Below are 25,232 nucleotides of genomic sequence, written 5' to 3' on the forward strand. Positions count from 1 at the left end.
CGGCCGAATGCCCGCGTGGCCGGTGTCGACGGGGCAGCGGATCCGCCCATTTCTGCCGGCACGCTTACTCTGCTTGCACCGGACGACGCCGATACAGCATCGTCACTTCCATCTGCTGCACGACCGTGCCGTCGTGGCGCACGAAGCGCCGCTCCATCTTCACGGTGCCGCGATCCGGCTTGCTCGACGCCTTGCGCTCTAGCACTGTCGACTCGCCGTGCAGCGTGTCGCCGTGCTTGACCGGCACGAGCATCCGCCACGCGTCGATCTGCAGCAACGCGAGCAGCGTACCGTCGTTGATGCCGCTCGCATATTGCAGCCCGCCGATCACGCCGTAGACGAGCGGCCCGTGCGCGATCGGCTCGCCGAACGAGGTCGTCTTGCAGTACTCCCAGTTTGTGTGGACTTCGTTGAAGTCGCCCGTCAGGCAGGCGAAATTGACGATATCGGTCGACGTGATCGTGCGGGCCGGCGTTTCGAAGGTTCTGCCCACTTCGAAATCTTCCCAGTAGAGGCCCCGCCTGGTGGACGTCATGTGACTGCTCCCTGAAGGATGAAGGTTGTCGGATCGAGGGCTTACTGCCCGTCCCGGGCGCGCACATGCGCGATTTGCGCGCGGCGCGCGGGCGCATAGGCGTTGTCGCCGAGCGCTTCGTACAGCGCCTGCGTGACCGTGTAGTGATGCTGGAGGCCGGTGCGTTCCAGCAGGGCGATCGGTCCTTCCGGGTAGCCGAGCCCGAGTCTGAGCGTCGTGTCCATGTCGGTGGCGCTCGCCAACTTGTCGTCGAGCCGCCGCAGCGCCGCGTTGTAATACGGCCGCACAAGCCGGTCGACAATGCGGCCCGGAACATCGCTGCACACCGCGACCGCGAATCCCGCCGCCTCGAACACCTGCTTCGCGTGTCGCAACGCGTCGGGATCGGCGATGGCCGGCTTCACCAGTTCGATCAGATTCGTCGGTGCATCAGTGCCGAGCCTGAATCGCGCGAACCCGAACACGTTCGGGGCGGCGTCTCCTTCCAGATCGGCGCGCGCCGACTCGCCGGTATGTACCGCGAGGCACTCATTCCCGAGCTCGATCGCAACGAACGGCGCATCCTCGACGCGCCGGCCGTCACGCCGCTCGGCCGCGAACGCCGCGCCCGCGCCCGCGCCGACGAACACCCGTGCAAGGCCATCGGCGTGTGCCGCGTCGACAAACGCATGGCCCTCCGGAAACGACCGGCTCTCGCCCGCCTGAATGATTCGATAAGTCATTGTCATGCTCCGAACATCTTCGTGTTGTCGTACGTATGGAAGCCGCGGCCCGTCTTCTTGCCGAGCCAGCCGGCCGCGATCATCCGCCGAACCAGAGGCGGGCACGCTGCACGCGGCTCATGCGTGAGCCCGTGCATCGCATCGCACAACAGCCGTTGCGTATCCATGCCGACGAGATCGAGCAGTTCCATCGGCCCCATCGGGTAGCCAAGCGCCGTCTTGATCGCCAGGTCGATATCGGCCGGATCCGCAACGCCCTGCTCGACGAGGCGAATCGCGTCGTTGTTGAACGGGATCAGGAAGTAGTTGAGGATGAAACCCGGTGTGTCCTGCGTCCTGACGGGCCGCTGCCCGAGCGCTTCGGCGAATGCCCATGCGCGTTCGAACGTCTCGTAGCTCGTATTTAGACCGGGAGACATCTCGATCAGCTTCATTAATTGCGCGGGCAGGCAGAAATGCATGCCGACGAAGCGGTCCGCACGCCCCGAGCCCCCCGCGATTTCCGTGATCGAGATCGTCGACGTATTCGATGCGAACAGCGTGTGGGGCGGACAAATCGTGTCAAGCGCGCCAAACAGCCGATGCTTGACGTCGAGATCCTCGAATACCGCTTCGATCACCACATCGCAATCCGCGAGATCGTCGAGCCGCGTCGTGCCGTGCCAGCGCGACATGATCTCCGGCACCGCATCGGCGGGGATCTTGCCGCGCGCCGCAGATTTGTTCAGGAAACTCTCCGTCTGCTTGCGCGCGCGATCCAGCGCGTCCTGACGGGTGTCGTACACCCGGGTCACGAAACCGGCACGTGCGGCGACGATGGCGATCCCGCATCCCATCGTGCCGCTGCCGGCCACACCGACCGTCTTGATTTGCGTCATCTGTGTCTCCTATTTTCGAATGAAGCTTCGTCCGATCAACTGGCGGTGAATCTGGTTGGTTCCCTCCCAGATCTGCGTGATCTTCGCGTCGCGCATCAGCCGCTCGACGCGGTAGTCGGCGCAATAGCCGTAGCCGCCGAGCAGTTGCACCGCATCGGTCGTGATGCGCATCGCCGCATCGGTGGCCCGCATCTTCAGCATCGACGCCTCGATGCCGAAATCGGTCTCGCCCGCGTCGATCATCCCCGCCACCTGCCACAGCCACGACTCGCACAGCGCGAGTTCCGAGGCGAGGTCGGCAAGCATGAACTGGATGCCCTGGAATTCGATGATCCTGCGGCCCGACTGCTTGCGATCGTTGATATAGGCGGTCGCATCCTCGAACGCGGCACGCGCGATACCCAACGCATGCGCGGCGACGCTCGGCCGCGAACGGTTCAGCGAACCGAGTAGGATCGGCAGGCCGTCGCCGGGGTCGCCGACGAGGTTGGCGCGCGGCACCCGGCAGTTGTCGAACGCCAGCGACGCCGTACCGGACCCGCGAGTGCCCATCTTGTGCTCGGTGCCGAGCACCGTAAGACCGGGCGTGCCCTTCTCGAGGATTAGCACCGAGATCGCCCGCTTCGGATCGTCGATGCCCACCCATTTGCCGAACAGCAGATACAAGTCGGCAACGTCGCCGTTCGTGATGAATGTCTTGCCGCCGTTGATCACGATGTGATCGCCGTCCTCGCGAAACGTCGTCTGCATGCCGGTAGCATCCGACCCGGCGCCCGGTTCGGAAATCGCGAGCGATGCGAGCGCACCGTCGACGACGGCCGGCAGGAAGCGGGCCTTGCTCGCCTCGTTGCCGTATTCGATCAGCGGCTTGATCGCGTGGAAATTCGTTGCCCAAATGATGCCGGTGGACGCGCAGGCCTTCGAGATCTCGCGTACGCACAGCGCGTAACACGTGAACGACAATTTTGCGCCGCCGTACGCTTCGGGTACGAACATCGCGTTGAGGCCCAGCGCGTTGATCGCGTCGATGTTTGCGCGCGGAAACTCGCCGCTGCGGTCGTAGCCTGCCGCACGCGGCGCAATCTGCTCGCGCGCGAGTGCGATCACGCTGTCGACGATCATCCGCTCGTCGTCGTCGAGGCGAATGCCTGAATCGATTCTTTCCAGTACGTTCATCGGAATTCCGTGGTCGGGCGGCCCTCGCGGGCCGGGACAGCATTAGGTCGGGCCGTGCGTAGCGTGCGAGATGCGCGGCCGTCGCAAAGGGGCGTCGTGTCACGCATCACGAAAACTCGCCGGGCGTTTTTCGACGAATGCACGCATGCCTTCGACCGCATCCGCGGTGCGATACGCGAGCGTCGACAGGTCCGCCTCGATGCGCAGACCTTCCGCGAGATCGACATCCGTCGCGCGTCGGACCGCGTCGCGCGCGAAGGCGGACGCGCACAGGCTGAAACGCGTATAGCGCGCCGCAAACTGTGCACCCAGCGCTTGCGGATCGTCGCCTTCGACGATCGCGTTTACCAGGCCGATGCGTTCGGCCTCTTGCGCGTCGACGGTGCGCCCGGACAGGATAAGATCAAGCGCGCGCCCCTGGCCGACTAAGCGCGGCAGTCGTTGCGTACCGCCATAGCCCGGAATCAGCCCGAGCTTGATCTCCGGAAGCCCGACCCTGGCTTGCGCGGTCGCGATACGAAAAGTGCAGGCCAGCGCGAGTTCGAGGCCGGCGCCGAACGCATAGCCGTGGATCACCGCGATCGACGGAATCGGCAGACGGTCGAGCTTCGCGAATACAGCCTGGCCGAACAGCGCGCCGTCGCGTTGCGCGATGAGGTCGCGCTCCATCAGTTCCGGAATGTCGGCGCCGGCGCAGAACGCCTTGTCGCCAGCCCCGGTGATCACGAGCGCGCGTGCACCGGATGTCGCGACGGAATCGAACGCATCGGACAGATCCTGCAACAGTGCGAAGCTGAGTGCGTTCAGGGCCTCGGGACGGTTCAGCGTGACGGTTGCGATCTCACCGTCTACGCTCGTTCGAATCGGCATGGGGGTCTCCAATGGAATGGGGTGAATGCGTTTAACTGATTTCAAGCAAGTAGTGCGCCACCGCGCCGGATCACGCGGGCCGCACCAGGTAGCCACCCTTGGCGCTCCCCGAGGATGCAAACGTGTCGCCAGGGAAGACACTTTGTGTTGTCTCGGTTGACACAACCAGAGGTGGCATGGCGGATCGTCATGCAGCCTTCACCATGTCCTCGATCACCTTCTTCGCATCGCCGAACACCATCATCGTCTTGTCCATGTAGAACAGATCGTTGTCGAGGCCCGCGTAGCCGGCCGCCATCGAACGCTTGTTGACGATCACCGTGCGCGCCTTGTACGCCTCGATGATCGGCATCCCCGCGATCGGCGATTTCGGATCGTTCTTCGCGGCCGGATTCACCACGTCGTTCGCGCCGAGCACGAGCACGACGTCGGCCTGGCCCAACTCGCCGTTGATGTCCTCCATCTCGAACACGATGTCGTACGGCACTTCCGCTTCCGCGAGCAGCACGTTCATGTGCCCCGGCATCCGCCCGGCAACCGGGTGGATCGCATAGCGCACGTTGACGCCCTTCTCGATCAGCTTGTCGGTCAGCTCCTTCAGCGCGTGCTGCGCACGGGCGACGGCCAGCCCGTAGCCCGGCACGATCACGATCGATTCCGCGTTGCCGAGCATGAACGCCGCGTCGTCGGCCGAACCCGACTTCACCGGGCGCTGCTCCTGCGCGCCCGCCGCGCCGCCGGCCGCCGCCTCGCCGCCGAAGCCGCCGAGGATCACGTTGAAGAACGAACGGTTCATCGCGTGGCACATGATGTACGACAGGATCGCACCCGACGAGCCGACCAGCGAGCCGGCGATGATCAGCATCGCGTTGTTCAGCGAGAAGCCGATGCCGGCCGCCGCCCAGCCCGAGTACGAGTTCAGCATCGACACGACCACCGGCATGTCTGCGCCGCCGATCGGGATGATGATCAGCACGCCGAGCACGAACGCGATCGCCGTCATGATGATGAACGGCAGCCACGCCTGCGTGATGACGAACAGGACGCCGAAGCCGAGCATCGCGATCGCGAGCATCAGGTTAATCAGGTGCTGGCCCGCGTACACGACCGGCGCGCCCTGGAACAGCCGGAACTTGTACTTCCCCGACAGCTTGCCGAACGCGATCACCGACCCGGAGAACGTGATCGCGCCGACGAACGTGCCGATGAACAGCTCGACGCGGTTGCCGTGCGGGATGAAGTTCGACGCGACGGCGTCCTGCGGCACGAGCCCGAACGCTTCCGGCTCGGACACCACCGCATATGCGATGCACACGGCCGCGAGACCGATCAGCGAGTGCATCGCCGCGACGAGTTCCGGCATCTTCGTCATCTCGACGCGCGCGGCGACGAAGGCACCGACACCGCCGCCGACGATCAGCGCGCCGAGCACCAGCGCGATGCCGAGCGGCAGGTTCGCGCCGAGCCAGGCCGCCTGCTTGACGATCAGTGCGACTGTCGTGACGATCGCGATGGCCATCCCGACCATCCCGAACAGGTTGCCGCGGCGCGCGCTCTTCGGGTTCGACAGCCCCTTCAGCGCCTGGATGAAGCACACAGATGCGACGAGGTACAGCAGGGTGACGACGTTCATGCTCATCGCGCGCCCTCCTTCGCCGCCTTCGGCTCCTTCTTGCGGAACATCTCGAGCATTCGCCTCGTCACGAGAAAGCCGCCGAACACGTTGACGGCCGCGAGCGCGACCGCGAGCGTGCCGAAGAACTTGCCGGTCAAGCCGACGGTGAGCGCCGCCGCGAGCATCGCGCCGACGATCACGATCGCCGAGATCGCGTTGGTCACGGCCATCAGCGGCGTATGCAGTGCCGGCGTGACGTTCCAGACGACGTGGTAGCCGACGTACACCGCCAGCACGAAGATGATCACGTTGATCACCGTGTGATTGATGACTTCCATTACCTGTCCCCTCTCGTGATTACCTATGCCGCGTGTCGCATTACGGCGCCGTCATGCGTGAGCAGCGTAGCCGCGACGATGTCGTCGTCGGTATCGATGTTCAACCGGCCGTCCTGACCGACGATCAGCTTCAGAAAATCGAGGACATTGCGTGCATACAGCGCGGATGCATCTGCCGCCGCCATCGCAGGCAAATTCGTATGCCCGATGATCGTCACGCCGTGATGCACGACAATCCGGTCGGGCTCGGTCAACGGACAATTTCCTCCCGTATGGGTGCCGTGCTGCACGCCGCGGCCGGCCGCGAGATCGACGATCACCGAGCCGGGCCTCATCGACCGCACGGTCTCCGCCGGAATCAGCGTCGGCGCGGTACGGCCGGGAATCAGCGCGGTCGAGATGACGATGTCGGCCTGCTTCGCTCGTTCGTGTACCAGCGCGGCCTGCCGCGCGAGCCACGATGGCGGCATCGGTCGCGCGTAGCCGCCCGAGCCCTGCGCGGCCTCGCGTTCTTCGTCGGTTTCGAACGGGACGTCGAGGAATTTCGCGCCGAGCGACTCGATCTGTTCCTTCACGGCCGGGCGCACGTCGGACGCCTCGATCACGGCGCCAAGCCGTTTCGCGGTTGCAATTGCCTGGAGGCCGGCCACGCCCGCGCCGAGCACCAGCACCCGCGCTGCTTTCACCGTGCCGGCGGCCGTCATCAGCATCGGCATGAAACGCTGATACGCATGCGCGGCGACCAGCACCGCCTTGTAGCCGGCGATATTTGCCTGCGACGACAACACGTCGAGACTCTGCGCGCGCGTCGTACGCGGCGCAGCCTCGAGCGCGAAGCCGGTGACCCCCGCCACCGCGAGCCGCTGCGCGCGGCCCGCGTCGAACGGATCGAGCATGCCGACGAGTACCGCGCCATGCCGAAACCCGCCCAGTTCAGCATCGTCCGGCGCACGCACTTTCAGCACGAGATCACAGCCGAGAGCCCCCGCCTGATCCGTCATCTCGGCGCCGGCCGCGCGGTATGCGTCATCGGGCGCGTTCGACAACGCCCCCGCACCGGATGCGATGCGCACGACATGGCCTTGGGCGGTCAATTTCTTCGCCGTTTCCGGTGTCACGGCGACACGGGTTTCGCCTGCCGCGGTTTCTACGGGCACGCCAATGTTCATGGCTGCTGCTCCTTGGGTAAGTATGGTTCGGGAAGCCGGGGACGAGTGACAGACGGCTCCGCACACATCCAAAGGGTGCGGGCCGACGCGCCGGGGTAACGCCTGCCCCCGGCCCTGACGTCTCCCGCATCACTTGAATCAGACGCGCTCGAGTACGACCGCGATGCCTTGTCCGACACCGATGCACATTGTGCAAAGCGCGTAGCGTCCTCCCGATGCATGCAGCTGATTGATCGCCGTCGTTACGAGTCGCGCGCCGGACGCGCCGAGCGGATGACCAAGCGCGATCGCGCCGCCGTTGGGATTCACGCGCGGGTCGTCGTCCGCGAGTCCGAGCTGCCTCAATACCGCAAGCCCCTGCGCGGCAAACGCCTCGTTCAGCTCGATCACGTCAATCCGGTCAAGCGCGATACCGGTTAGCGCGAGCACCTTTTCCGTCGCCGGCGCGGGACCGATACCCATCACGCGCGGCGGCACGCCCGCCGTCGCCATGCCGACCACCCGCGCACGCGGTGTCAAACCATGGCGCGCGGCCGACGACTCATCGGCGAGCAGCAACGCGCACGCGCCGTCATTCACGCCACTGGCGTTGCCGGCGGTGACGCTGCCGTCGGGCCGCACCACGCCCTTCAGCTTCGCGAGCGCCTCTAGCGACGTATCGCGCGGATGCTCGTCACGACTGAAGACGATCGGCTCGCCCTTCTTCTGAGGAACCGTCACCGGCGTCAGTTCGGTGTCGAAGAATCCGCGTCGTTGCGCGGCAAGCGCCTTCTGCTGCGATGCGACCGCCATCCGGTCCTGGGCGTCCCGTTCGATTCCATAGTCGGTCGCGACGTTTTCAGCGGTCTCGGGCATGGAATCCACGCCGTACTGCGCTTTCATCAGGCGATTCACGAAGCGCCACCCGATCGTCGTGTCGTAGATTGCGTTCGCGCGGGCGAAAGCCGATTCTGCCTTCGGCATCACGAACGGCGCCCGGCTCATGCTCTCGACACCGCCCGCGATCATCAGGCCGGCTTCGCCGGACCTGATCGCGCGAGCAGCAGTACCTACCGCGTCGAGACCCGAACCGCACAGTCGGTTGATCGTCGAACCCGGCACGACATCCGGCAGGCCGGCAAGCAGCACGGCCATCCGCGCGACATTGCGGTTGTCCTCGCCGGCCTGGTTCGCGCAGCCGTACAGCACGTCCGTCACGGCTGACCAGTCGACGCCGGGGTTGCGAGCGATCAGCGCGCGCAGCGGTACCGCGCCCAGGTCGTCGGCACGAACTTGGGAAAGTGCGCCGCCGTAGCGCCCGAAGGGCGTCCGCACGGCGTCGCAAACAAAGGCATCACGAGTCATGGGGAGTCAACAGTCCGTCAGATGAGAAAGGGGACAGCGGGAATACGCAATGCTCGCGGCTGCACGCGGCGGTGCGCCTTCGTCAGCCCTTCGCATTCGCGAGGATCACGGTGCAGTGCGAGGACAGGATCCCGCCTTCGTTGTGGACGAGCGCAACCTCCGCACCCTCCACCTGGCGCGCGCCGAGCCCGCCACGCAATTGCCGGACGGCCTCGACGATGCCGAACAGGCCGCCCGCCGCGCCAGCGTGCGCATGCGACAGCATCCCGCCGTGCGTATTGACGGGTAGCGTCCCGCCGAGTCGCGCATGGCCGTCGGCAAAGAAGGCTCCGCCCTCGCCGCGGCCGCAGAAACCGAGTTCCTCGAGCTCGATAATCGGCACGATCGTGAAGCAGTCGTACAACTCGGCAACATCGATGTCGCGCGGCGATAGGCCCGCCATTTCATATGCGATGCGGCCGGATTCGGTGGCGCCGAATTCGGTCAGACTCGGCGCGCAGAGCAGATGCTCGTGCGTGTGGTATTCGCCGATTCCCTGCAGGTAGATCGGTCTGCACTTCAAATCGGCCGCGCGCTCGGCCGACGTGACGATGAATGCGCCACCCGCGTCGGAGATCAGGCAGCAGTCGAGCAGGCCGAGCGGATCGGCGATCGGCTTCGCGGTCAGCACCTGTTCGGCCGTGAGCGGCGTTTTCATATGCGCGTTCGGATGCAGCAGCGCGTGGGCGCGCGTATTGACCGCGACGGCCGCCATCTGCTCGCGTGTCGTGCCGTACTCGTGCATGTGCCGCTGCGCGATCATTGCGTAAAAGCCGGGAATCGACGTGCCGTAGGGCTGCTCGAAATAAGGATGGCCGACCGCCATCAGCGATGCCACCGCGGCATCGCGGGTCTGGCCGCTCGCTCGGTTTTCGCCCGCGCAGACCAGCACGGTCTCTGCCTGGCCGGACGCGATGGCTTCCGCCGCATGCTTCAGCATCACGGCGGGGCTTGCGCCGCCCACGACGATCGATGCGTTGAAGCGTGGCTTCACCCCGAGGTATTCACAGACGACCGATCCGAGCATGAAGTACGGCTCGGTGAACGAATAGGCCGTCAGCACGCCGTCGATATCCGACACCTGCAGCCCCGCGTCGTCGAGCGCCCGCTTGGCCGCCTGAGCGTTCAGCCCTAGCCCTGACATGTGCGGCACGCGGCCGATCTCCGATTCCCCGACGCCGACGATGGCGATCCTGTTCTTGAGCGATACCGCTGTTTTCATGAGTCTTACCTTCAGTCGGCGTACTACGAGATACGGTTGAACTGCGGAAGCATCGCGCCGTCGCCGCGATCCTCGAACGTCACGCCGACGCGGTCACCAATGCGCACCGACAGCGCGTCGTCACCGATCACGTTGGCGATCATCCGTGGCCCTTCGTCGAGATCGATCAGTGCCACGACATAAGGCACGTTGGCCGCGAACGCGGCCATCGGCGCGCGGCGCACGATCGTGAAGCTGTGGACGCTACCGGTGCCCTTGCTGTCCACCCATTCGAGTCGATCCGACCAGCAGACCGGGCAAAGATGACGCGGCATGAAATGCCGCGCTTCGCAAGCGGTACAGCGCCGGATGACGAGCCGGCGCGCCCGGGCCGCCTCCCAATACGGCAACGAATCGGCATTCGAGACAGGCAACGGCAGCGGTACGGTGTCTTCCATCTTGATTCTCCGTGACAGTCAGCCCCCGATACTGCAATCGGCGTGCCAGCCCGACCCACGTCACGTCCCGGCGTGTGCCGGCCGCCGCGAGAACGCGCCGGCCGCCCGCCGTACATGGGTTTCAGGAGACGATCGTGTGCTCTGGTCACCGCCCGTATCAGGCTCGACTGTCTTTCCATTCGACATTCGTGTCTGCATCGCACACATCGCACGCGCTTTCCGCACGAAGGCACACAGCCCCGTACGCAGGCAAACGATGCATCGGAAACCGAATGCGACGATCCGCGACATGGCACCAAAGCGAAGTGGCGCGCGCGGTCGTCCTCTCCGCGCACACCTGTTCCTCGCGACGACAGCATTTTCAGGAATCGCCTGGAACCGCCACGCGCGGTGGCCGCTCCCGCTTGGCACGACTGTTGCGAGCCTGCAGGCAGGTTCGGGCGACCAGCCCGACATGGACAACTTTAAGAATCGGAGACACACCTTGGAAAGCTTCATTGCAGCCGGCGTGAACGGGCTGACACTCGGCACGCAGTACGCGCTGATCAGCATCGGATTCACGCTCATATTCAGCATCATGGGCGTGGTCAACTTCGCTCACGGCGGCTTCTACATCCTCGGCGGCTACATCGCGTATTCGCTGTCCGCCCTGCTCGGCCTGCCGTTCGTGGCCGCCGTGCTGATCGCGACGCTCGTGACCGGCATCCTTGGCTACGTCGTCCAGCGGCTGTTCGTCGACAAGTACGTGAGCGACCATCTCGCAACGATGCTGATCACGCTCGGCATCTACCAGATCATGACCACCGGGGTCACCTACTTCTACGGTGCCGAGCCGGTCGATTTCCGCTTCCCGATCACGGGTGCGCTGCGCGGCCCCGGCTTCTACATCCCCTATCCGAACATCGTCGTTACGGCCGTGTGCGTCGCTGCGATCGTCGGCGTGTATTACCTCGTGTTCCGCACTCGCTACGGCATCGCGCTGCGGGCCATGGCGGACGACGCGCCGGTCGCGCGCGCGCAGGGCATCCCGCCCGCCCGGATGTTTCCGATGGCATTCGGGATCGCGACCGCACTGGCCGGACTGACGGGCGCGCTCGTGACGCCAATGCTTGCGCTCGAGCCGACCGGCGGCGAGTCAGTGCTCGGCAAGGCGTTCATCGTCGTGATCCTGGGCGGCCTCGGCAGCGTGACCGGCGCAATGATCGCGGCGTTCGTCGTCGGGATCATCGAAGCGTATTCGAGCGTCTACCTCGGCGGCTCGCAAGGCGCGCTGGCGCTGTTCGTGCTGGTCGTGCTGATCCTGCTGGTACGGCCACAGGGCCTGCTCGGCACCGTCGCACGCAAGGCCTGATCCATAACCCGAATTTACTCGCGAGCTCATCCTCATGAACCCGAACCGTCATCGCGACTTCAAGCTCGATATCTGGGGCGTCGTGCTGCTCCTCCCGCTCGCCGTCGTGCCGCTTGTCACGGCCGACACCTTCCTGAATTCCCTCACCTACCAGTGCGCGATCGGCGTGAGTGCCGCGCTTGCCGTCTACATCACGTTGCGGCTGGGCCTCTTGTCGTTCACCGTGCCCGCATTCATGGCCGTCGGCGGCTACGCGGCCGCCATGCTCGCGAAGGCAGGCATGACCGACCTGTTGGTGCTGATGGGCGTATCGTTCTTCATACCCGCATTGGTCGCCATTCCGCTCGGTGCAATCGTCCTGCGCCTAAAGGGCGTCTACTTCATCATCATCACGTTCCTGTTCAACGAAATCCTCCAGCTCGTGATCTTCGAGACACCGACGCTGACGGGCGGCGCCGACGGCATTTCCGACGTGCCCAGCGCCACGTTGCTCGGCTACCACCTCGGCTCGTCGTCGATGTTGATCCTGGTGACCGTCGCAATCTGCCTCATCGCGACCCTGATCACGCTTTTCGTCACGCAATGGTTCCGCGCGGAATTTACGTCGATAGACGAGAACGAAACGCTCGCGGAAAGCCTGGGCGTCGCCGTGTGGAAATACCGGACGATCGGTTTCGTCGCCTCCGCGGGGGTGTCCGGGCTCGCGGGCTTTGCGTTGGTCAATATGCTCGCGACCGCGCATCCCAGCTCGTTCGCATCGTGGTCGATCAACAACTACATCGCCTACGCCTTCGTCGGCGGTCGCGGCTCGATGCTCGGCATCGTCGTCGGCAGTCTGCTGTTGATCGTGATGACGAACATCTTCAGCGGCTACGCTAGTTTTTCGGCCGGGCTTTTCGGTCTGCTGCTGGTGGTCGTGATGATGGCCGCGCCCGGTGGACTCGTCGGCACCTGCATGAAATTGTTCTCACGCCGCAAGGCCCACGTCGACGCGCAGCGCAAATCGATGCACTGGAGGAAGGCATGAACACGACGCACGATCTTCAGTCCCGGGCCGGCGCCAGCCGGCAGATGCTTCGCATCGAGGGCGCATCGAAGCGTTTCGGCGGGCTCAAGGTATTCAACGACATTTCATTCTCGGTGCCGCAAGGCGAAGTGGTCGGCGTGATCGGCCCGAACGGGGCCGGCAAGACAACGCTGATCAACGTGATCTGCGGCATGCTGCGGCCCACCGCCGGGCGCATCCTGCTCGGCGAACGCGACATCACGTCAAAGCCGTTTCATATGGTCAGCCGGCTTGGCATCGCGCGCAGTTTCCAGCAGACCAACACGTTCAGCCAGGTGAGCGTCGAGGAAAACCTGTTCCGTGCGACACGTTTTGGCGCCGCGCAGAGCGGCCCGTCGCTCGGACTCGACACGCTGCTTGACGAGTTCGGGCTGTTGCCGCATCTGCACGAGCCGAGCGGCAAGCTTCCGTACGGGCTGCAGAAAATGCTCGGACTGGTCATGACGCTCGCGACGCGCCCGCGCTTCCTGCTGCTGGACGAGCCGGCCGCGGGCCTCGAGCGCAGGGAGCGCACGCAGGTCGACCGCTTCATCGCGCACGCCCGCACGACGCTCGGATGTGGCGTGCTGATCGTCGAGCACGACATGGATCTCGTGCACCGACTGTGCCCGCGCATCCTGGTGCTCGAGGCCGGACGCCTGCTCGCGGAAGGACCGCCCGCCGAAGTGCTGGCACGCCAGGACGTAATCGATGCCTATCTCGGCGTCACGGAGGAATGAACCCATGCTGACCATCGACAATCTGCGGGTACGCTACGGCGGGATCGAGGCGTTGCACGACGTATCGATCGAAGTGAAACAGGGAGAATCGGTGCTGCTGGTCGGCTCGAACGGCGCCGGCAAGTCGAGCCTGATCAATGCGGTCGTTGGACTGGTACCGGCCGTGTCCGGGCGAATCGTGTTCGAAGGCACGGATCTGTCGACCATCTCCTGCCCGGCACGCGCCCGTCTCGGTATCGGCTACTCCCCAGAAGGCCGACGCGTATTCAGTTCGCTGAGCGTGACGGAGAACGTGATGGCAGGCACCACCGGCATTCCGGTCGCACAGGCACGGGATAACCTCGAATGGATGCGCAAGACCTTCCCGTTGCTGGAGGAGCGCGGTGATCAGCCGGCGAACCAGCTGAGCGGCGGCCAGCAGCAGATCGTCGCGATCGCCCGCGCCGCAAGCACGATGCCGAAGCTGTTGCTGCTCGACGAGCCGTTTCTCGGTCTCGCGCCGGTATGGATCGGCCATGTGAGCGATGCAATCCGTGCGTTACAGCAGCGCGGCACGACGATTCTCATGACGGAACAGATGGCGCGCCCGGCGCTGAAGCTCGTCGATCGCGCATATGTGATCCGTAACGGCGAAGTGCGCCGCAGCGGAAGCGTCGACGAAATCCGTGAACTTGCTCTCGCAGAGGAATACCTGTAACCCATGACGACCCGAACTTTCGACCCATCAATTCATCACCAGCTCCTGGCGGGCCGCGACGAGCCGATCCTCGATCCGGATCTCCCGATCATCGATGCGCATCACCATCTGTACGACCGGCCGCCGATCCGTTACATGCTCGACGATTACCTGGCAGATACACGCGCCGGCCATCGCATCGTCGCATCCGTCTATCTGGAAACACAGGCATTCGCGCGTCAGACCGGCCCCGCGCTGATGCGTCCCATCGGCGAAATCGAATTTGCGAACGGCATTGGCGCGATTTGCGCGAGCGGCGAATACGGCGACTGTCGTGTAGCTGCAGCAATCGTCGGCTACGCCGATCTGCGGCTGGGTGCACCGGTCGCCGAATTGCTCGACCGTGCGCTGACGAGCGCGCCCGATCGCTTTCGCGGCATTCGGCAGGTGTCGATCAACGATCCGACCGACGCACCGTACCGCTTCATCACGCATCGTCCGCCGCGCGGCGTGATGCAGAGCCCCCGCTTCCGCGAAGGGTTCGCCGAGCTGGTGAAACGCGGCTTGAGCTTCGATGCGGCGGTGTTTCATCATCAGTTGCAGGACATCATCGATCTCGCGGACGCTTTCCCGGATGCCGTCATCGTGCTCGATCACTGCGGCCACCCGATGGCCATGGACATGGACGACGACGCACGCGCCGATGTGTATCGTCAGTACCATCGCGCCATCGTCGAGGTCGCACGACGGCCGAACGTGCACTGCAAGATCGGCGGCCTCGGGATGCCGTTCTGGGGCTTCCGCTTCGAGGAGCGTGAGGATCCGATCGGCTACGAGGAGCTTGCCGCGACCTGGCGGCCGCACGTCGAGACTTGCATCGAGGCATTCGGTACCGAGCGCTGCATGATGGAAAGCAACTATCCTCCGGACGGTCGGTCCGGCGGCTTCGTGCCGATCTGGAACGCGCTGAAGCATCTCACCCGCGCCGCCTCGCCGGCCGAGAAGGCCGCGCTATTCCATGGAACCGCCGCGCGCGTCTACCGCATCGATCTGCCTGATTTCGCATAACGTCCCGCCTGTCTTTCCGGTGTGCCGGCTTCAACCGCCTGTACGCCGGATCACTCCCCGCTGCCCCCTCTCCGTTCGTTGCACGACCGCGTCGTCACGCGCGGCGTTCGCGCGCCGATCCCGCAGTCGACTTTCAAGGCAGTGTGCTCTGCGAGAACGCTACTGTCGCCACAGAGAACATGGATTTTTCAAGGGCAATCGCAAAGCCGTGAAAAAGGCATTCAGACCGACTCGGCATTCATCTTACGAAAACAGAGTACTGGTTAGTTACCCCTATTGATCTCGTTTTCCATTTGACCACATCGGAGATATGTCCCGCCACACACCTCACCTGTGATCGCCTTCGCGCCATTCATCCTTTCTTCTCCCGTCTGGCACGGACGTTGCGTTTGATGCCTGTCCGATGAATCTTGGCAAGCTCGATTAAGACCACTCATCTGGATATCTAACTATATACACCTGGAGACGATCCGTATGAAATCGAAAATGAAACGCTCGCTGCTGTGCTGCGCGGCACTCGCACTGCCCGCCTCCGCCAGCCACGCACAAAGCACTGTAACGCTGTATGGCGTGATCGATGAGGGGTTGATGTATCTGAGCAATACGGGTGGCGCCAGCGGCGGCAAGAAGATCTACCTCGAGTCGTTGAGCGGGCTGATGGGCAGCCGATGGGGACTCACCGGGAAGGAGGATCTCGGCGGCGGATGGCGGGCGATCTTCACGCTCGAGTCGGGAGTCAACCTGAATAACGGGACGGCCGCACAGGGCGGTGCCCAGTTCGGCCGGCAGGCCTTCGTCGGCATCGCTGGTGACCAGTTCGGCACCCTGACGTTCGGGCGCCAGTACGACATCATCTTCTACATTCCGGCTCCGCTCACCGGCTCGAACCTGCTCGGCGGCGACTATGCGACGCATCCGGGCGACATCGACAACGCGGGCAACGGTCTGCGCGTCAACAACGCGATCCGCTTCATGAGCCGGGATTACAGCGGCTTCACGTTCGGCGGTGAGTACAGCGTGGGCGGCATCGCCGGCAACGTCACGTCGAACAGCGGCTACTCTGTCGGCGCGGCCTATGCAACCGGCCCGCTCAAGGTCGCGGCCGCATTCGAGTATTTCAAGACGCCGACGTCCGCGACCCCGGGTTCAGGCTTCTTCACCGGCAACGCGAATGGCGCGACGACGCTCTCGCAATCGCTGAACAGCGGATATACGGGCGCGCAGGCGTATCAGGTCGCAATGGTGTCAGCGAACTACGCGATTTCCGCACTGACACTCGCCGCGTCGTTCTCGAACGTCCAGTATGCGCACCTCGGCGCCGCGTATGCGAACGGCACGGCACGCTTCAACAGCTACGACGTCGGCGCGAGATACCAGTTCAGCCCGGCCCTGTTCATGGGTGTCGCCTACGACTACGTGATCGGTGCGGGCGTATCGAAGGCCGCCGGCGGCACGGTCGGTAACCAACACTACCACCAGGTGTCGTTCCTCGCGGACTACTTCCTGTCGAAGCGCACCGACGTCTACCTCGGTGTCGGCTGGCAGCGTGCGTCCGGCACGTCGTCGCTCGGTACGCGGGCGGTCGCGGATATCGATTCGCTCGGCGATTCGTCGAATAACCATCAGATCCTCGCACGCCTCGCCTTGCGGCATAAGTTCTGAGGATGCGCGGTTCCGCCGCGTCGACGCGGCGGACATCGCGGGAAATCGACGCAGGAAAGGATATCAGTCGGACCTCGCATCACGTCGCCGGCCGATCAGGAAGGAAGACGTCGGCATGCCGTATCGGCAGACATCGCGTACGAGCCCCTCGCACGATGCTTGCCGGACTACGGTGCCGGCTTCTGAAAATCGACCAACTCCGGAATCATCGTGAACGAGCCGCCGGCAAGGCCGCAAGCGGTGGCACCAAAGATTGGCGCATCGCTGTCCTTGTACACCGCGAAGACGATTTCCGAATCCTTCATCTCTGCAAGATACTGAATCGCGCCCGAGATGCCGACGGCGAGGTACAACCGCGACGCGACGATCTTGCCGGTCTGGCCGGCCTGACTGTCGTTTGGCAAATCCCCTGTATCCATCGCCGCGCGAGAAGCGCCGAATGCCACCGCGATATTGTCCACGCTACCGGCACCGCATCCGCCCGACACGATGATGTCGGCACTCGTCAGCTCGGACCGAGTTGACGACTCGATGTCGCGATGGATGAACGACGCCCTGCCTGCATCAACCGCTTCGACGGGTTCGATACGTACATCCTTACTGCTCGTCGCCATCAATTCGAATGCGGTGGTCGGCACCCGTCAGCACCTTGACAGGATTCGACGAGCGCACGGTCGCGATCGCGTTGCCAGCCTGGATCGGACGTTCGAATCTATCCGTGCCTGGCGCCGCCGTCACGTCGCGGATTTGCGCAATGTCCGGCGTCGCGGCGATCCGGGGCGTCCCGTTCTTGCCGAACGCGCCCGCCCGTGCTGCCGCTCATGCACCGACGAAACGAACATCCGCCGTCGTTTCGAAAAAACGCGCAATCGCATCGATGTTCTCGGTCTTGCCAAGCATGTGCGCACCGGCCTCGTACAGGCTGCACACGGTTCTCGCGACCAGCATCGGCGCACCGCAGGCGAGTGCCATTCGTCCTGCCAGTTGCAGGTCCTTGACCATCCATTGCAACTGGAAATCCGCGGTCGCCCTGCCCTCCGACAGCGACGGCAGGATCCGCTCCGAGGCGGCACTCCATCCGGTGCTGCGGTTGATCACGGTCGCGACCGTGTCGAGCTTGAGTCCGGCCTTCACTGCGATCGACGCTGCCTCGTATGTGAGCAGGCAGTTACATGTCGATATCGCGTTGTTGACGAGTTTCGTGATATGGCCGTTGCCGAGGGGCCCGCAATGCACGACATTCGGGCTGATCGATGCGAGGATCGGGTGCACCGCATCGAACGCATCGTCCTGGCCGCCGCACATGATCGCGATCGTTCCGGCGACGGCGCCACGCGCACCGCCTGCCACTGGTGCATCGATCAACGACACGCCGAGCTGCCGCAGCTCCGCACCGATGGCGACGGTCATCGAAGGATCGCCTGTGGTCTGATCGACGACGATCTTGCCGGGCGACAATCCTTCGGCCAGCCCGCCCTCGCCGAAAATCAGCGCCCGCACCGCGGCCGACGTCGGCACACAGATGAAGATCACGTCGCAGTCACGCGCGAGCGAAGGCAGATCCTCCGCCACCGTCGCGCCGACCGCTTCGAGCGCGAGCCTTGCGTCCGCCTTCAGGTCGAACACGCGCACCGGATGCGACAGGAGCAGACGCCGCGCGAGCGCGCCGCCCATCGTGCCGAGACCGACATAGCCGATCCGCGGTGGTGTGCCGTGCGCGCCGGCCACGGCCCGCGGCAACGCCCCGGAAACTGCGGGCGAGCCCGCCTCCGCATCCATGATCCGCGTACCCGCCATCGACTCAACGAGCTCGATGGCCTGCTCGAGTTGCGCCGTCTCGCCCAGCGTACTGACACCGATCTGAAGCAATCCGCGCACGATGTTCGTAAGCGGCGTCGGCACGCCGTTGTCCATGGCAAGCTGGATCGCCTGGTTCATGTCCTTGAGCATCAGCGCCATCGCGAAACGGCTCGGCATGAGCTTCCCTGCGGCCAGTTCCGACAGCGTCGTACGGGTGGTACGGTTGCGACCGGAGCCCCGATTCACCGCATCCGTCAATGCTGCGAGCGACACCCCCATCTTCCGGCCCATCGCGATGACTTCGAGTGTCGACAACCGGCACCCGGCGCTCAGCAAGTTGTTGACGAGCTTCATCGCCTGTCCGTCGCCGACCTGATCGCCGCACCGGAATACATTCGGACTGATTGCCCGAAGCACCGGGAGCGCGGTCTCGCAAGCCACCCCCGGGCCGGACACCATGATGGAAATCGTGCCCGCGTTCGCGCCGACGACTCCGCCCGAAACCGGCGCGTCGATCAACGCGACTCCCGACTCGACAAGCCGCACGGCGAGAGCGCGGGTTTGCGCGGGAATCCCGCTCGTCTGGTCGATGATCAACGTGCCGGCGCGAAGACCGCCTGCAAGGCCGCCATCGCCGAAGATCAACGCATCGACATCCGACGTCCGCGGCAGACACAGCAGGATCAGATCGCATCGGCGAGCGAGTTCCGCGGCCGACGAAGCGACGACTGCTCCGAGCGCCTCGAATGCCGACGCGGCCGCAGGATTCAGGTCCCAGACGATCAGTTGGTACTCGTCCAGCAGCCGGAGAGCGAGCGCGGATCCCATCGACCCCAGGCCGATATATCCGATTGTCTTCACGTTCGTCCTCTCATTTTCCTTCCGTTTCGAACAAGTCGAGCGCCGCCTTGCCTGCGCTCAGGCCGGCGGGCCAGCCCGCGTAGAACGTGACCTGCACGATCAGCCCGCGCAACTCGTCCAGCGTGATGCCCGCCTCGACGCCGCGCGCCATCCATGCCTTCATTTCCTCCACTTTCCCGCCAGCGGCGAGCACGCCAAGCGTGACGAGAATACGATCGCGGAAAGCGAGCTCCGGTTGTTTCCAGACATCGCCCAGCAACACGTCGGCGCGGATGCGGGCGAGCTGCGGAACATGGTGATAAATGCGGACGGAATCGCCTGTAGCGGTGTACGTCATGGACTGCTCCTGAAATGGTACGGTGGTGATAGAAAAGTGCAACTGGACGCGCACCCGAGGCAATAGCCGCCGATACGGGCATCGCCTTTATATGTCGCAATCCTTATCAATTCCTCTGGTTTTCATCTCGATACGTGTGCGCCGGACGGATTTCCTGCGCACACGTCGATGCATTACTTTCCGGGTTCTTGCGAGATGTCGATCTTCTGCTGCGGTTCGCGCTTGCCGCTCACGACGAAATTGACCGCGACGGGAAACGACAACTCCTGATTGATCCCGTACTGTGCCTTGCCGCGCCAACCGGCTTTGCCGACGTAGCGGGATTCCGGCGTCATCGTACGCAGTGCTGCAGCGATTTTTTCACCATCTTGATCGGTTCCGGCAGCGGAAATCGCCTTCAGCAACATCTCGGCCGCGATCTGTTCGTTGTACCAGAGCGCCATTTCCGGGAGTGGGCGTTTCATCGTCGCTTCGAAATCCGCGTCAAGCTTCTTGATGCCGGGCGAATCTGTCGGGATGTGATCGAACCAGTAGAACGCCTTCTGTTTCCCGATTCCGCCCGCGTTGGCGATCACGACATCGCCACCGGCGCCCATGCGACCGAACGCACCGTTGTAGCCGGCTTCCCGCATCTGCTTGACCAGGATCGCCCCTTCGCCGGGCGGCATGCCACCGAGCTCGACCGCGTCGACGTTCATGCCCATCAGCCTCACGACGATCGGTGCGAAATTGGCGGTGCCGCGCTGGTACCACTCCGTGGTCGTCTTCACACCGGCTTCGTTGTATGTCTTCGCGAGTGCCTTGCCCGGGTCGGTTCCGCCCTGATCGTTCGGGCCGATCACGACGGCGGTCTTCAGCTTGAAGCGGTCCCTGGCCGCCTTGACGGCCGCGGGAGCCCAGACAACCGGCGACTGGATCTCGTGGAATACGAGCGGAAACTCGGGGTTGAGTACGTCGGACGCGAACGATGGCGTGAAGCTGACCACGCCATTGCGTTTGGCTACCGGCCGGAAACCGGTGATTTCCGGCGAGATGACTGGCCCGACCACCGCATGCACGCCCTGGCTGGCGAGGTAATTCGCGGCCGCCGCACCGCCTGCGACTGTCGATTGCGTGTCGACGCTGACCACCGAGACCTTGCATTTGCGGTTACCGACCGGCAACCCGCCCCGTGCGTTGGTCCACGCCGCCTCGAATTCGGTCGCCGCCTTCTCCGACAGGCCCCAGCTCGCGCCACCGCCTGTCATCGGCCCTGCGACACCGAGCTTGATCGTGCACTCCTGCGCAGCCACTGGCAGGCTAACGGCGCACACCGCGACCGCCAGCCCCGACATGACGACCGACCGCTTGCCGCGTCGGCAAGTAATGATTCGTTGCATTTTGACGTCTCCGATTATTGTTGAGTTGACTATGCTTCCAGCCCCATCTGCGTGAGGCTCGTCCAGCGAAAGCGATATTTCGTCGTCCGGATTCGTAGACGGATACGACACGGTCGCGCCCGTCCACCGCTGCCCGCACAACGCTCTCGGCCACCTAGACGCCCGACAGCGGCATCAGGGCGCGATTTCGCACGGCCCCGGGAAGAATTACAGCCGCATGAACACGGATTTTGTCTGGGTGTAGGCGTCGATCGACTCCGAGCCCATCTCGCGCCCGAATCCGGATTGCTTGTAGCCCCCCATCGACATGACGGGATCGGCCTCCGCATAGGTATTGATCCAGACGCGCCCTGCCTTCATCGCGCGCGCGACCCGATGCGCGCGAGCGATATCGCGCGTCCAGACCGCGGACGCGAGACCATATTCGGTGTCGTTGCCCTTGAAGACGGCGTCGTTCTCGTCCTTGAATGGAATGATCGACAGCACCGGCCCGAAGATTTCCTCGCGCGCGATCTTCATGTCGTTCGAGACAGCGCTGAACACCGTCGGCTCCACGAAGTAGCCGCGCGTGCCGACCCGGTCGCCGCCGAGGCTCAGCGTTGCGCCGCCGCTCTTGCCCACGTCGACGTATGACAGCACGCGCTCCATCTGCTTCGCCGAAATCAGCGGGCCGAGCTTCGTATCCGCGTCGAACGGAGATCCGACCTTGTACGTGGCGGCGATCTTCGCGATCCGCTCGGTCGCTTCGCCATGCAGGCTCTCGTGCACGAACAGACGCGTGCCGGCCGAACAGATTTGGCCCGAGTTCCCGCAGAAGGTCGCCACCGCCGTCTCGAACGCCTTGTCGATATCGGCATCCGGGAAGATGATGTTCGGCGACTTGCCGCCGAGCTCAAGCGTGACCTTCTTCATGTTGCTGGCCGATGCCTGCAGAATCTGCTTGCCAATTCCTGTCGAGCCCGTGAACGCAACCTTGTCGATATCCGGATGCGCAACCAATGCTGCACCGGCCGTCGCGCCGAACCCCGGCACGATGTTCAGCACGCCCGCCGGCAGGCCGATGCCTTCGATCAGCTCGGCAAGCCGCAACGTGCTGAGCGGCGTTTGCTCGGCCGGCTTCAGGATCGCGGTATTGCCGCAGGCAAGCGCCGGGGCGATCTTCATCGCGGCCATCGCCAGCGGCACATTCCACGCGTTGATGAGTCCGCATACGCCCATCGGCTCGCGTAGCATGTAGATGAAGCGCGCGCTGTCGGTCGGGTTGGTCGTGCCGTAGATCTTGGTCGGCCAGCCGGCGTAATAGCGGAAAATCTCGGCAACCTGGGCCGCACGCGCCCTCGCGGAAGAAAGCGGCATGCCATTGTCGAGGGTCTCCAGAATCGCGAGTTCCTCGGCGTGCTGCTCGACCGCGTCGGCGATCTTCAGCAGATATCGCGTGCGCGCATGCGGCGAGATGCCCGCCCACGATGGCGCCTCGAACGCCCGCCGCGCAGCCACGACGGCAGCATCGATATCCGCGCTGTCGGCCTCCGCGACCGTCGCGAGCACCTCCTCGGTGGCCGGGTTGATCGTGTCGAACGTCTTGCCGGATACCGCGTTGACCCATTTCCCGCCGATCAGCATTTGCTTCGGGCCGGAGTTCAGCCAGTCGAGCACATTGCCGTGACTGGTACTGACCGCTGTAGCGGAATCCGGAGCGGGTGTTGAATTGGGCATGAGTCATCCTCCATTGGGTTGCGTGGTCGCATTCGGTATGAACACCGCGAAGCGGGACCCGCACTCATCCGCAAGTTCGATGCCAATCCGAATACGCGCCGGCAACCGGCCCTGGACGCCCGACCGACTGCCCCGAAGACCGGATTTACGTCCCCGCCAAGGACATGTGTCTCCGCGCGAGACACACGGTGTGTGCATGCCCGCGATCCGGAACGTCCCTCGTTTGCCGTGTGCAGACGGGCCCGGGGGCGTCCCGAACCTCGTTGGCTGAGGAGTTCCATGGATTCCGGCCGAAGAGCCCGATTCGAACTCGGACAATACGTCCTCGCGAGTTGTCACGAAACCATTCATGGATCTGGCGGCCGCGTCGAGACTGGCTTCACATGATCGCGATCTCAACTACATCCGGCAACCCGGGACGCCACTCGTCCTGCAGTCTCGGGGCAGCTCTTTCGTCGGCGGCGAACACATCGAACAAAATTTCGTTGAACTGGGGAGTCGCCGACCGGCGGATCGGATCACGATTAATCAGATGTATGTCGAATTTCGGAGACCACCTGGCGACACCGACTTATCTACCCGGCCCGGGCTGGGAGAGCCGTCTTCACGAATGCGTGCGGCTCGTGAAACGGCGTCGCGGAGCACAGCGGTGTGCCGACCTGATTCATTTGCCCGAGAGGGGTATAGACGGAAATAGCCACGTGGTCGTGCAGGATCGGAACAACCAACAGATCGCGGACATCGTCATCGATTGGTTTAGCGATATTCGACAATACAACGCGTCATTCAGCCAGTTCCCGTGACTGCTTGCTACGAAACCGGCAACGAATGCATACCGTCGCTCTTCGCTTTGCGCTCAGCAATCCCGTTTGGGTGAGCGCGCCTTCTAAGACATGATGGCCTTCAGGGAGACGCGGCATTGGCATGCCGGTCGATAATCGAACGACCTTCACGGAACTGCTGCGCCAGTTCGACCAGCGTCCGCTCGCTCTTCAAAGCACCGCGCGGAGCCGAGGGCTAAACGTCAGTCCCGCTCCGAATGAATCCACCAGATTGAGGATGCCGATTTCTCCTTGGCCTCACTGACCCGATAGTTTCATGAATTCCTCGGGATAACGCGCGCCGTGGACCTTGAAGCCTGACGAGACTTCGCTGATTTCGTTGAGTTCATTCGCATCCAGTTGCAAATTCACCGACGCGAGGTTTTCGTCGAGGCGCTGCATCTTGCGAGTGCCTGGAATAGGCACGATCCACGGCTTTTGGGCAAGCAGCCAAGCGAGTGCGATTTGTGCCGGCGTGGCTGCCCGCCGTGCGGCGATGGCCTGCAGTTTGTCCACCAGGGCGCGATTGGCCTTGCGCGCTTCGAGCGAGAAACGCGGCACCTTGTTGCGGAAATCCGATGCGTCGAAGTGCGTATGCTCGTCAATCTTGCCTGTGAGAAACCCCTTGCCGAGCGGACTGAACGGGACGAAGCCGATGCCGAGCTCTTCGAGAACGGGCAGCACATCGTGCTCCGGCTCGCGCGTCCAAAGCGAATACTCGCTCTGTAAAGCGGCGACTCGCTGGACGGCGTGCGCACGGCGAATCGATTGCGGGCCCGCTTCGGAGAGTCCAAAATGCTTGGCTTTGCCCTGCGCGATCAGGTCTTTCACCGTGCCTGCAACGTCCTCCATCGGCACCTGGGGATCGACGCGATGCTGATACAGCAAGTCGATGCATTCCACACGCAGTCGCTTAAGCATACCGTCGACAGCACGCCGAATCCGCTCGGGGCGACTATTCACGCCGCCGCGATGTTCTCCGGTTTCAGGATCGACGTCCCAGCCGAACTTCGTCGCAATTACTACTTCGCCTAGAAATGGCTCGAGCGCTTCGCCGACGATCTCTTCGTTACGGAACGGCCCATAGACTTCGGCGGTGTCGAAGAAGGTCACGCCGCGCTCCACTGCGGCACGAATCAACGCAATCATTTCGGCCTTGTCGGCAGCGTCGCCGTAGCCCATGCAGCCGAAGCCGAGTGCAGACACTTCAGGACCCAGTGGTCCCAGTACACGCTTTTGCATTGTGAGTATTCCTCCTGCTCACGACGCGACCTGATAGGTCTGGCCCAAAAAGCCTCTCGATCGCCGCATCGAGCGGACCGCGTTCGCGCAGCAATCCAGGGGCATGGTACAGCAGTGCAGTGAACGGTTCCTGCTTCCGCTGCCTTGCAGCCTACCGCACAAGGTCCAGCCCGCGTGGTATGCGCACCC

Annotated in this window: 23 protein-coding genes and 1 pseudogene; 6 read left to right on the plus strand and 18 right to left on the minus strand. The window is 63.9% G+C overall.

The window, feature by feature from the left end; translation table 11 throughout:
- Window positions 1–64: 64 nt before the first annotated feature.
- The 11 genes from DIE13_RS01950 to DIE13_RS02000 form a co-directional block, all read right to left on the minus strand.
- A complete protein-coding gene (locus tag DIE13_RS01950; protein ID WP_124825554.1) occupies window positions 65–535 on the minus strand; it encodes a MaoC/PaaZ C-terminal domain-containing protein in 471 nt (156 codons plus the stop codon).
- A 41-nt stretch (window positions 536–576) separates the two neighbouring features.
- Complete coding sequence (locus DIE13_RS01955; protein WP_260435022.1) at window positions 577–1,164, minus strand: 3-hydroxyacyl-CoA dehydrogenase family protein; 588 nt, start codon at window positions 1,162–1,164, stop codon at window positions 577–579.
- Window positions 1,165–1,259: 95 nt separating this feature from the next.
- Window positions 1,260–2,135 carry a 3-hydroxyacyl-CoA dehydrogenase family protein gene (locus tag DIE13_RS01960; protein WP_124825555.1) on the minus strand — a complete coding sequence of 292 codons (876 nt, stop codon included), beginning with the start codon at window positions 2,133–2,135 and terminating at the stop codon, window positions 1,260–1,262.
- Between the two features lie 9 nt (window positions 2,136–2,144).
- Complete coding sequence (locus DIE13_RS01965) at window positions 2,145–3,311, minus strand: acyl-CoA dehydrogenase family protein (RefSeq protein ID WP_124825556.1); 1,167 nt, start codon at window positions 3,309–3,311, stop codon at window positions 2,145–2,147.
- 99 nt (window positions 3,312–3,410) lie between these two features.
- Window positions 3,411–4,181 carry an enoyl-CoA hydratase/isomerase family protein gene (locus DIE13_RS01970; protein WP_124825657.1) on the minus strand — a complete coding sequence of 257 codons (771 nt, stop codon included), beginning with the start codon at window positions 4,179–4,181 and terminating at the stop codon, window positions 3,411–3,413.
- Between the two features lie 187 nt (window positions 4,182–4,368).
- On the minus strand, window positions 4,369–5,820 hold the full coding sequence (locus DIE13_RS01975) for an NAD(P)(+) transhydrogenase (Re/Si-specific) subunit beta (RefSeq protein WP_124825557.1): 1,452 nt from the start codon (window positions 5,818–5,820) through the stop codon (window positions 4,369–4,371).
- Window positions 5,817–6,134 carry an NAD(P) transhydrogenase subunit alpha gene (locus DIE13_RS01980; RefSeq protein ID WP_124825558.1) on the minus strand — a complete coding sequence of 106 codons (318 nt, stop codon included), beginning with the start codon at window positions 6,132–6,134 and terminating at the stop codon, window positions 5,817–5,819. The genes DIE13_RS01975 and DIE13_RS01980 overlap by 4 nt, the downstream gene beginning before the upstream one ends.
- 23 nt (window positions 6,135–6,157) lie before the next feature.
- On the minus strand, window positions 6,158–7,303 hold the full coding sequence (locus DIE13_RS01985; protein WP_124825559.1) for a Re/Si-specific NAD(P)(+) transhydrogenase subunit alpha: 1,146 nt from the start codon (window positions 7,301–7,303) through the stop codon (window positions 6,158–6,160).
- Between the two features lie 138 nt (window positions 7,304–7,441).
- Complete coding sequence (gene pcaF / locus DIE13_RS01990; protein WP_124825560.1) at window positions 7,442–8,647, minus strand: 3-oxoadipyl-CoA thiolase; 1,206 nt, start codon at window positions 8,645–8,647, stop codon at window positions 7,442–7,444.
- Between the two features lie 82 nt (window positions 8,648–8,729).
- The gene (locus DIE13_RS01995; protein WP_124825561.1) at window positions 8,730–9,908 is read right to left on the minus strand and encodes a thiolase C-terminal domain-containing protein; all 1,179 of its coding nucleotides are present in this window, start codon (window positions 9,906–9,908) and stop codon (window positions 8,730–8,732) included.
- Window positions 9,909–9,931: 23 nt separating this feature from the next.
- On the minus strand, window positions 9,932–10,345 hold the full coding sequence (locus DIE13_RS02000) for a Zn-ribbon domain-containing OB-fold protein (protein WP_124825562.1): 414 nt from the start codon (window positions 10,343–10,345) through the stop codon (window positions 9,932–9,934).
- A gap of 484 nt (window positions 10,346–10,829) precedes the next feature.
- Between DIE13_RS02000 and DIE13_RS02005 the strand changes: the two genes are divergently transcribed.
- The 6 genes from DIE13_RS02005 to DIE13_RS02030 all read left to right on the plus strand — a co-directional run bounded on the left by DIE13_RS02005 (window position 10,830) and on the right by DIE13_RS02030 (window position 16,887).
- Window positions 10,830–11,696 carry a branched-chain amino acid ABC transporter permease gene (locus DIE13_RS02005; protein ID WP_124825563.1) on the plus strand — a complete coding sequence of 289 codons (867 nt, stop codon included), beginning with the start codon at window positions 10,830–10,832 and terminating at the stop codon, window positions 11,694–11,696.
- 34 nt (window positions 11,697–11,730) lie between these two features.
- Complete coding sequence (locus DIE13_RS02010) at window positions 11,731–12,723, plus strand: branched-chain amino acid ABC transporter permease (protein ID WP_124825564.1); 993 nt, start codon at window positions 11,731–11,733, stop codon at window positions 12,721–12,723.
- A complete protein-coding gene (locus DIE13_RS02015; protein ID WP_124825565.1) occupies window positions 12,720–13,481 on the plus strand; it encodes an ABC transporter ATP-binding protein in 762 nt (253 codons plus the stop codon). The genes DIE13_RS02010 and DIE13_RS02015 overlap by 4 nt, the downstream gene beginning before the upstream one ends.
- 4 nt (window positions 13,482–13,485) lie before the next feature.
- Complete coding sequence (locus DIE13_RS02020; RefSeq protein ID WP_124825566.1) at window positions 13,486–14,178, plus strand: ABC transporter ATP-binding protein; 693 nt, start codon at window positions 13,486–13,488, stop codon at window positions 14,176–14,178.
- Between the two features lie 3 nt (window positions 14,179–14,181).
- Window positions 14,182–15,225, plus strand: coding sequence for an amidohydrolase (locus DIE13_RS02025; RefSeq protein WP_124825567.1), 1,044 nt, complete (start codon window positions 14,182–14,184; stop codon window positions 15,223–15,225).
- Between the two features lie 474 nt (window positions 15,226–15,699).
- Window positions 15,700–16,887, plus strand: coding sequence for a porin (locus DIE13_RS02030; protein ID WP_124825568.1), 1,188 nt, complete (start codon window positions 15,700–15,702; stop codon window positions 16,885–16,887).
- Between the two features lie 167 nt (window positions 16,888–17,054).
- On the opposite strand, the gene DIE13_RS02035 is transcribed toward DIE13_RS02030, so the two are convergent.
- The 7 genes and pseudogenes from DIE13_RS02035 to DIE13_RS02065 all read right to left on the minus strand — a co-directional run bounded on the left by DIE13_RS02035 (window position 17,055) and on the right by DIE13_RS02065 (window position 25,043).
- Entirely contained in the window at window positions 17,055–17,525 is a 471-nt protein-coding gene (locus DIE13_RS02035) for an FAD-binding protein (protein ID WP_124825569.1), read from the minus strand.
- Window positions 17,485–17,679: pseudogene (locus DIE13_RS33775) on the minus strand (hypothetical protein); the annotation flags it as partial. The gene DIE13_RS02035 and the pseudogene DIE13_RS33775, both read right to left, overlap by 41 nt.
- Before the next feature lie 27 nt (window positions 17,680–17,706).
- On the minus strand, window positions 17,707–19,548 hold the full coding sequence (locus DIE13_RS02045) for an NAD(P)-dependent oxidoreductase (RefSeq protein ID WP_124825570.1): 1,842 nt from the start codon (window positions 19,546–19,548) through the stop codon (window positions 17,707–17,709).
- 10 nt (window positions 19,549–19,558) lie between these two features.
- Complete coding sequence (locus DIE13_RS02050; protein ID WP_124825571.1) at window positions 19,559–19,885, minus strand: carboxymuconolactone decarboxylase family protein; 327 nt, start codon at window positions 19,883–19,885, stop codon at window positions 19,559–19,561.
- A 173-nt stretch (window positions 19,886–20,058) separates the two neighbouring features.
- The gene (locus tag DIE13_RS02055) at window positions 20,059–21,375 is read right to left on the minus strand and encodes an ABC transporter substrate-binding protein (RefSeq protein ID WP_260435023.1); all 1,317 of its coding nucleotides are present in this window, start codon (window positions 21,373–21,375) and stop codon (window positions 20,059–20,061) included.
- 96 nt (window positions 21,376–21,471) lie between these two features.
- Window positions 21,472–22,980: an aldehyde dehydrogenase family protein gene (locus DIE13_RS02060; RefSeq protein ID WP_124825572.1), complete on the minus strand. Its 1,509-nt coding sequence runs from the start codon at window positions 22,978–22,980 to the stop codon at window positions 21,472–21,474.
- A 1,079-nt stretch (window positions 22,981–24,059) separates the two neighbouring features.
- Window positions 24,060–25,043 carry an aldo/keto reductase gene (locus DIE13_RS02065; RefSeq protein WP_124825573.1) on the minus strand — a complete coding sequence of 328 codons (984 nt, stop codon included), beginning with the start codon at window positions 25,041–25,043 and terminating at the stop codon, window positions 24,060–24,062.
- Window positions 25,044–25,232: the final 189 nt, after the last annotated feature.

The sequence above is a fragment of the Burkholderia sp. Bp9016 genome (genome assembly GCF_003857765.1).
Classification (GTDB): Bacteria; Pseudomonadota; Gammaproteobacteria; order Burkholderiales; family Burkholderiaceae; genus Burkholderia.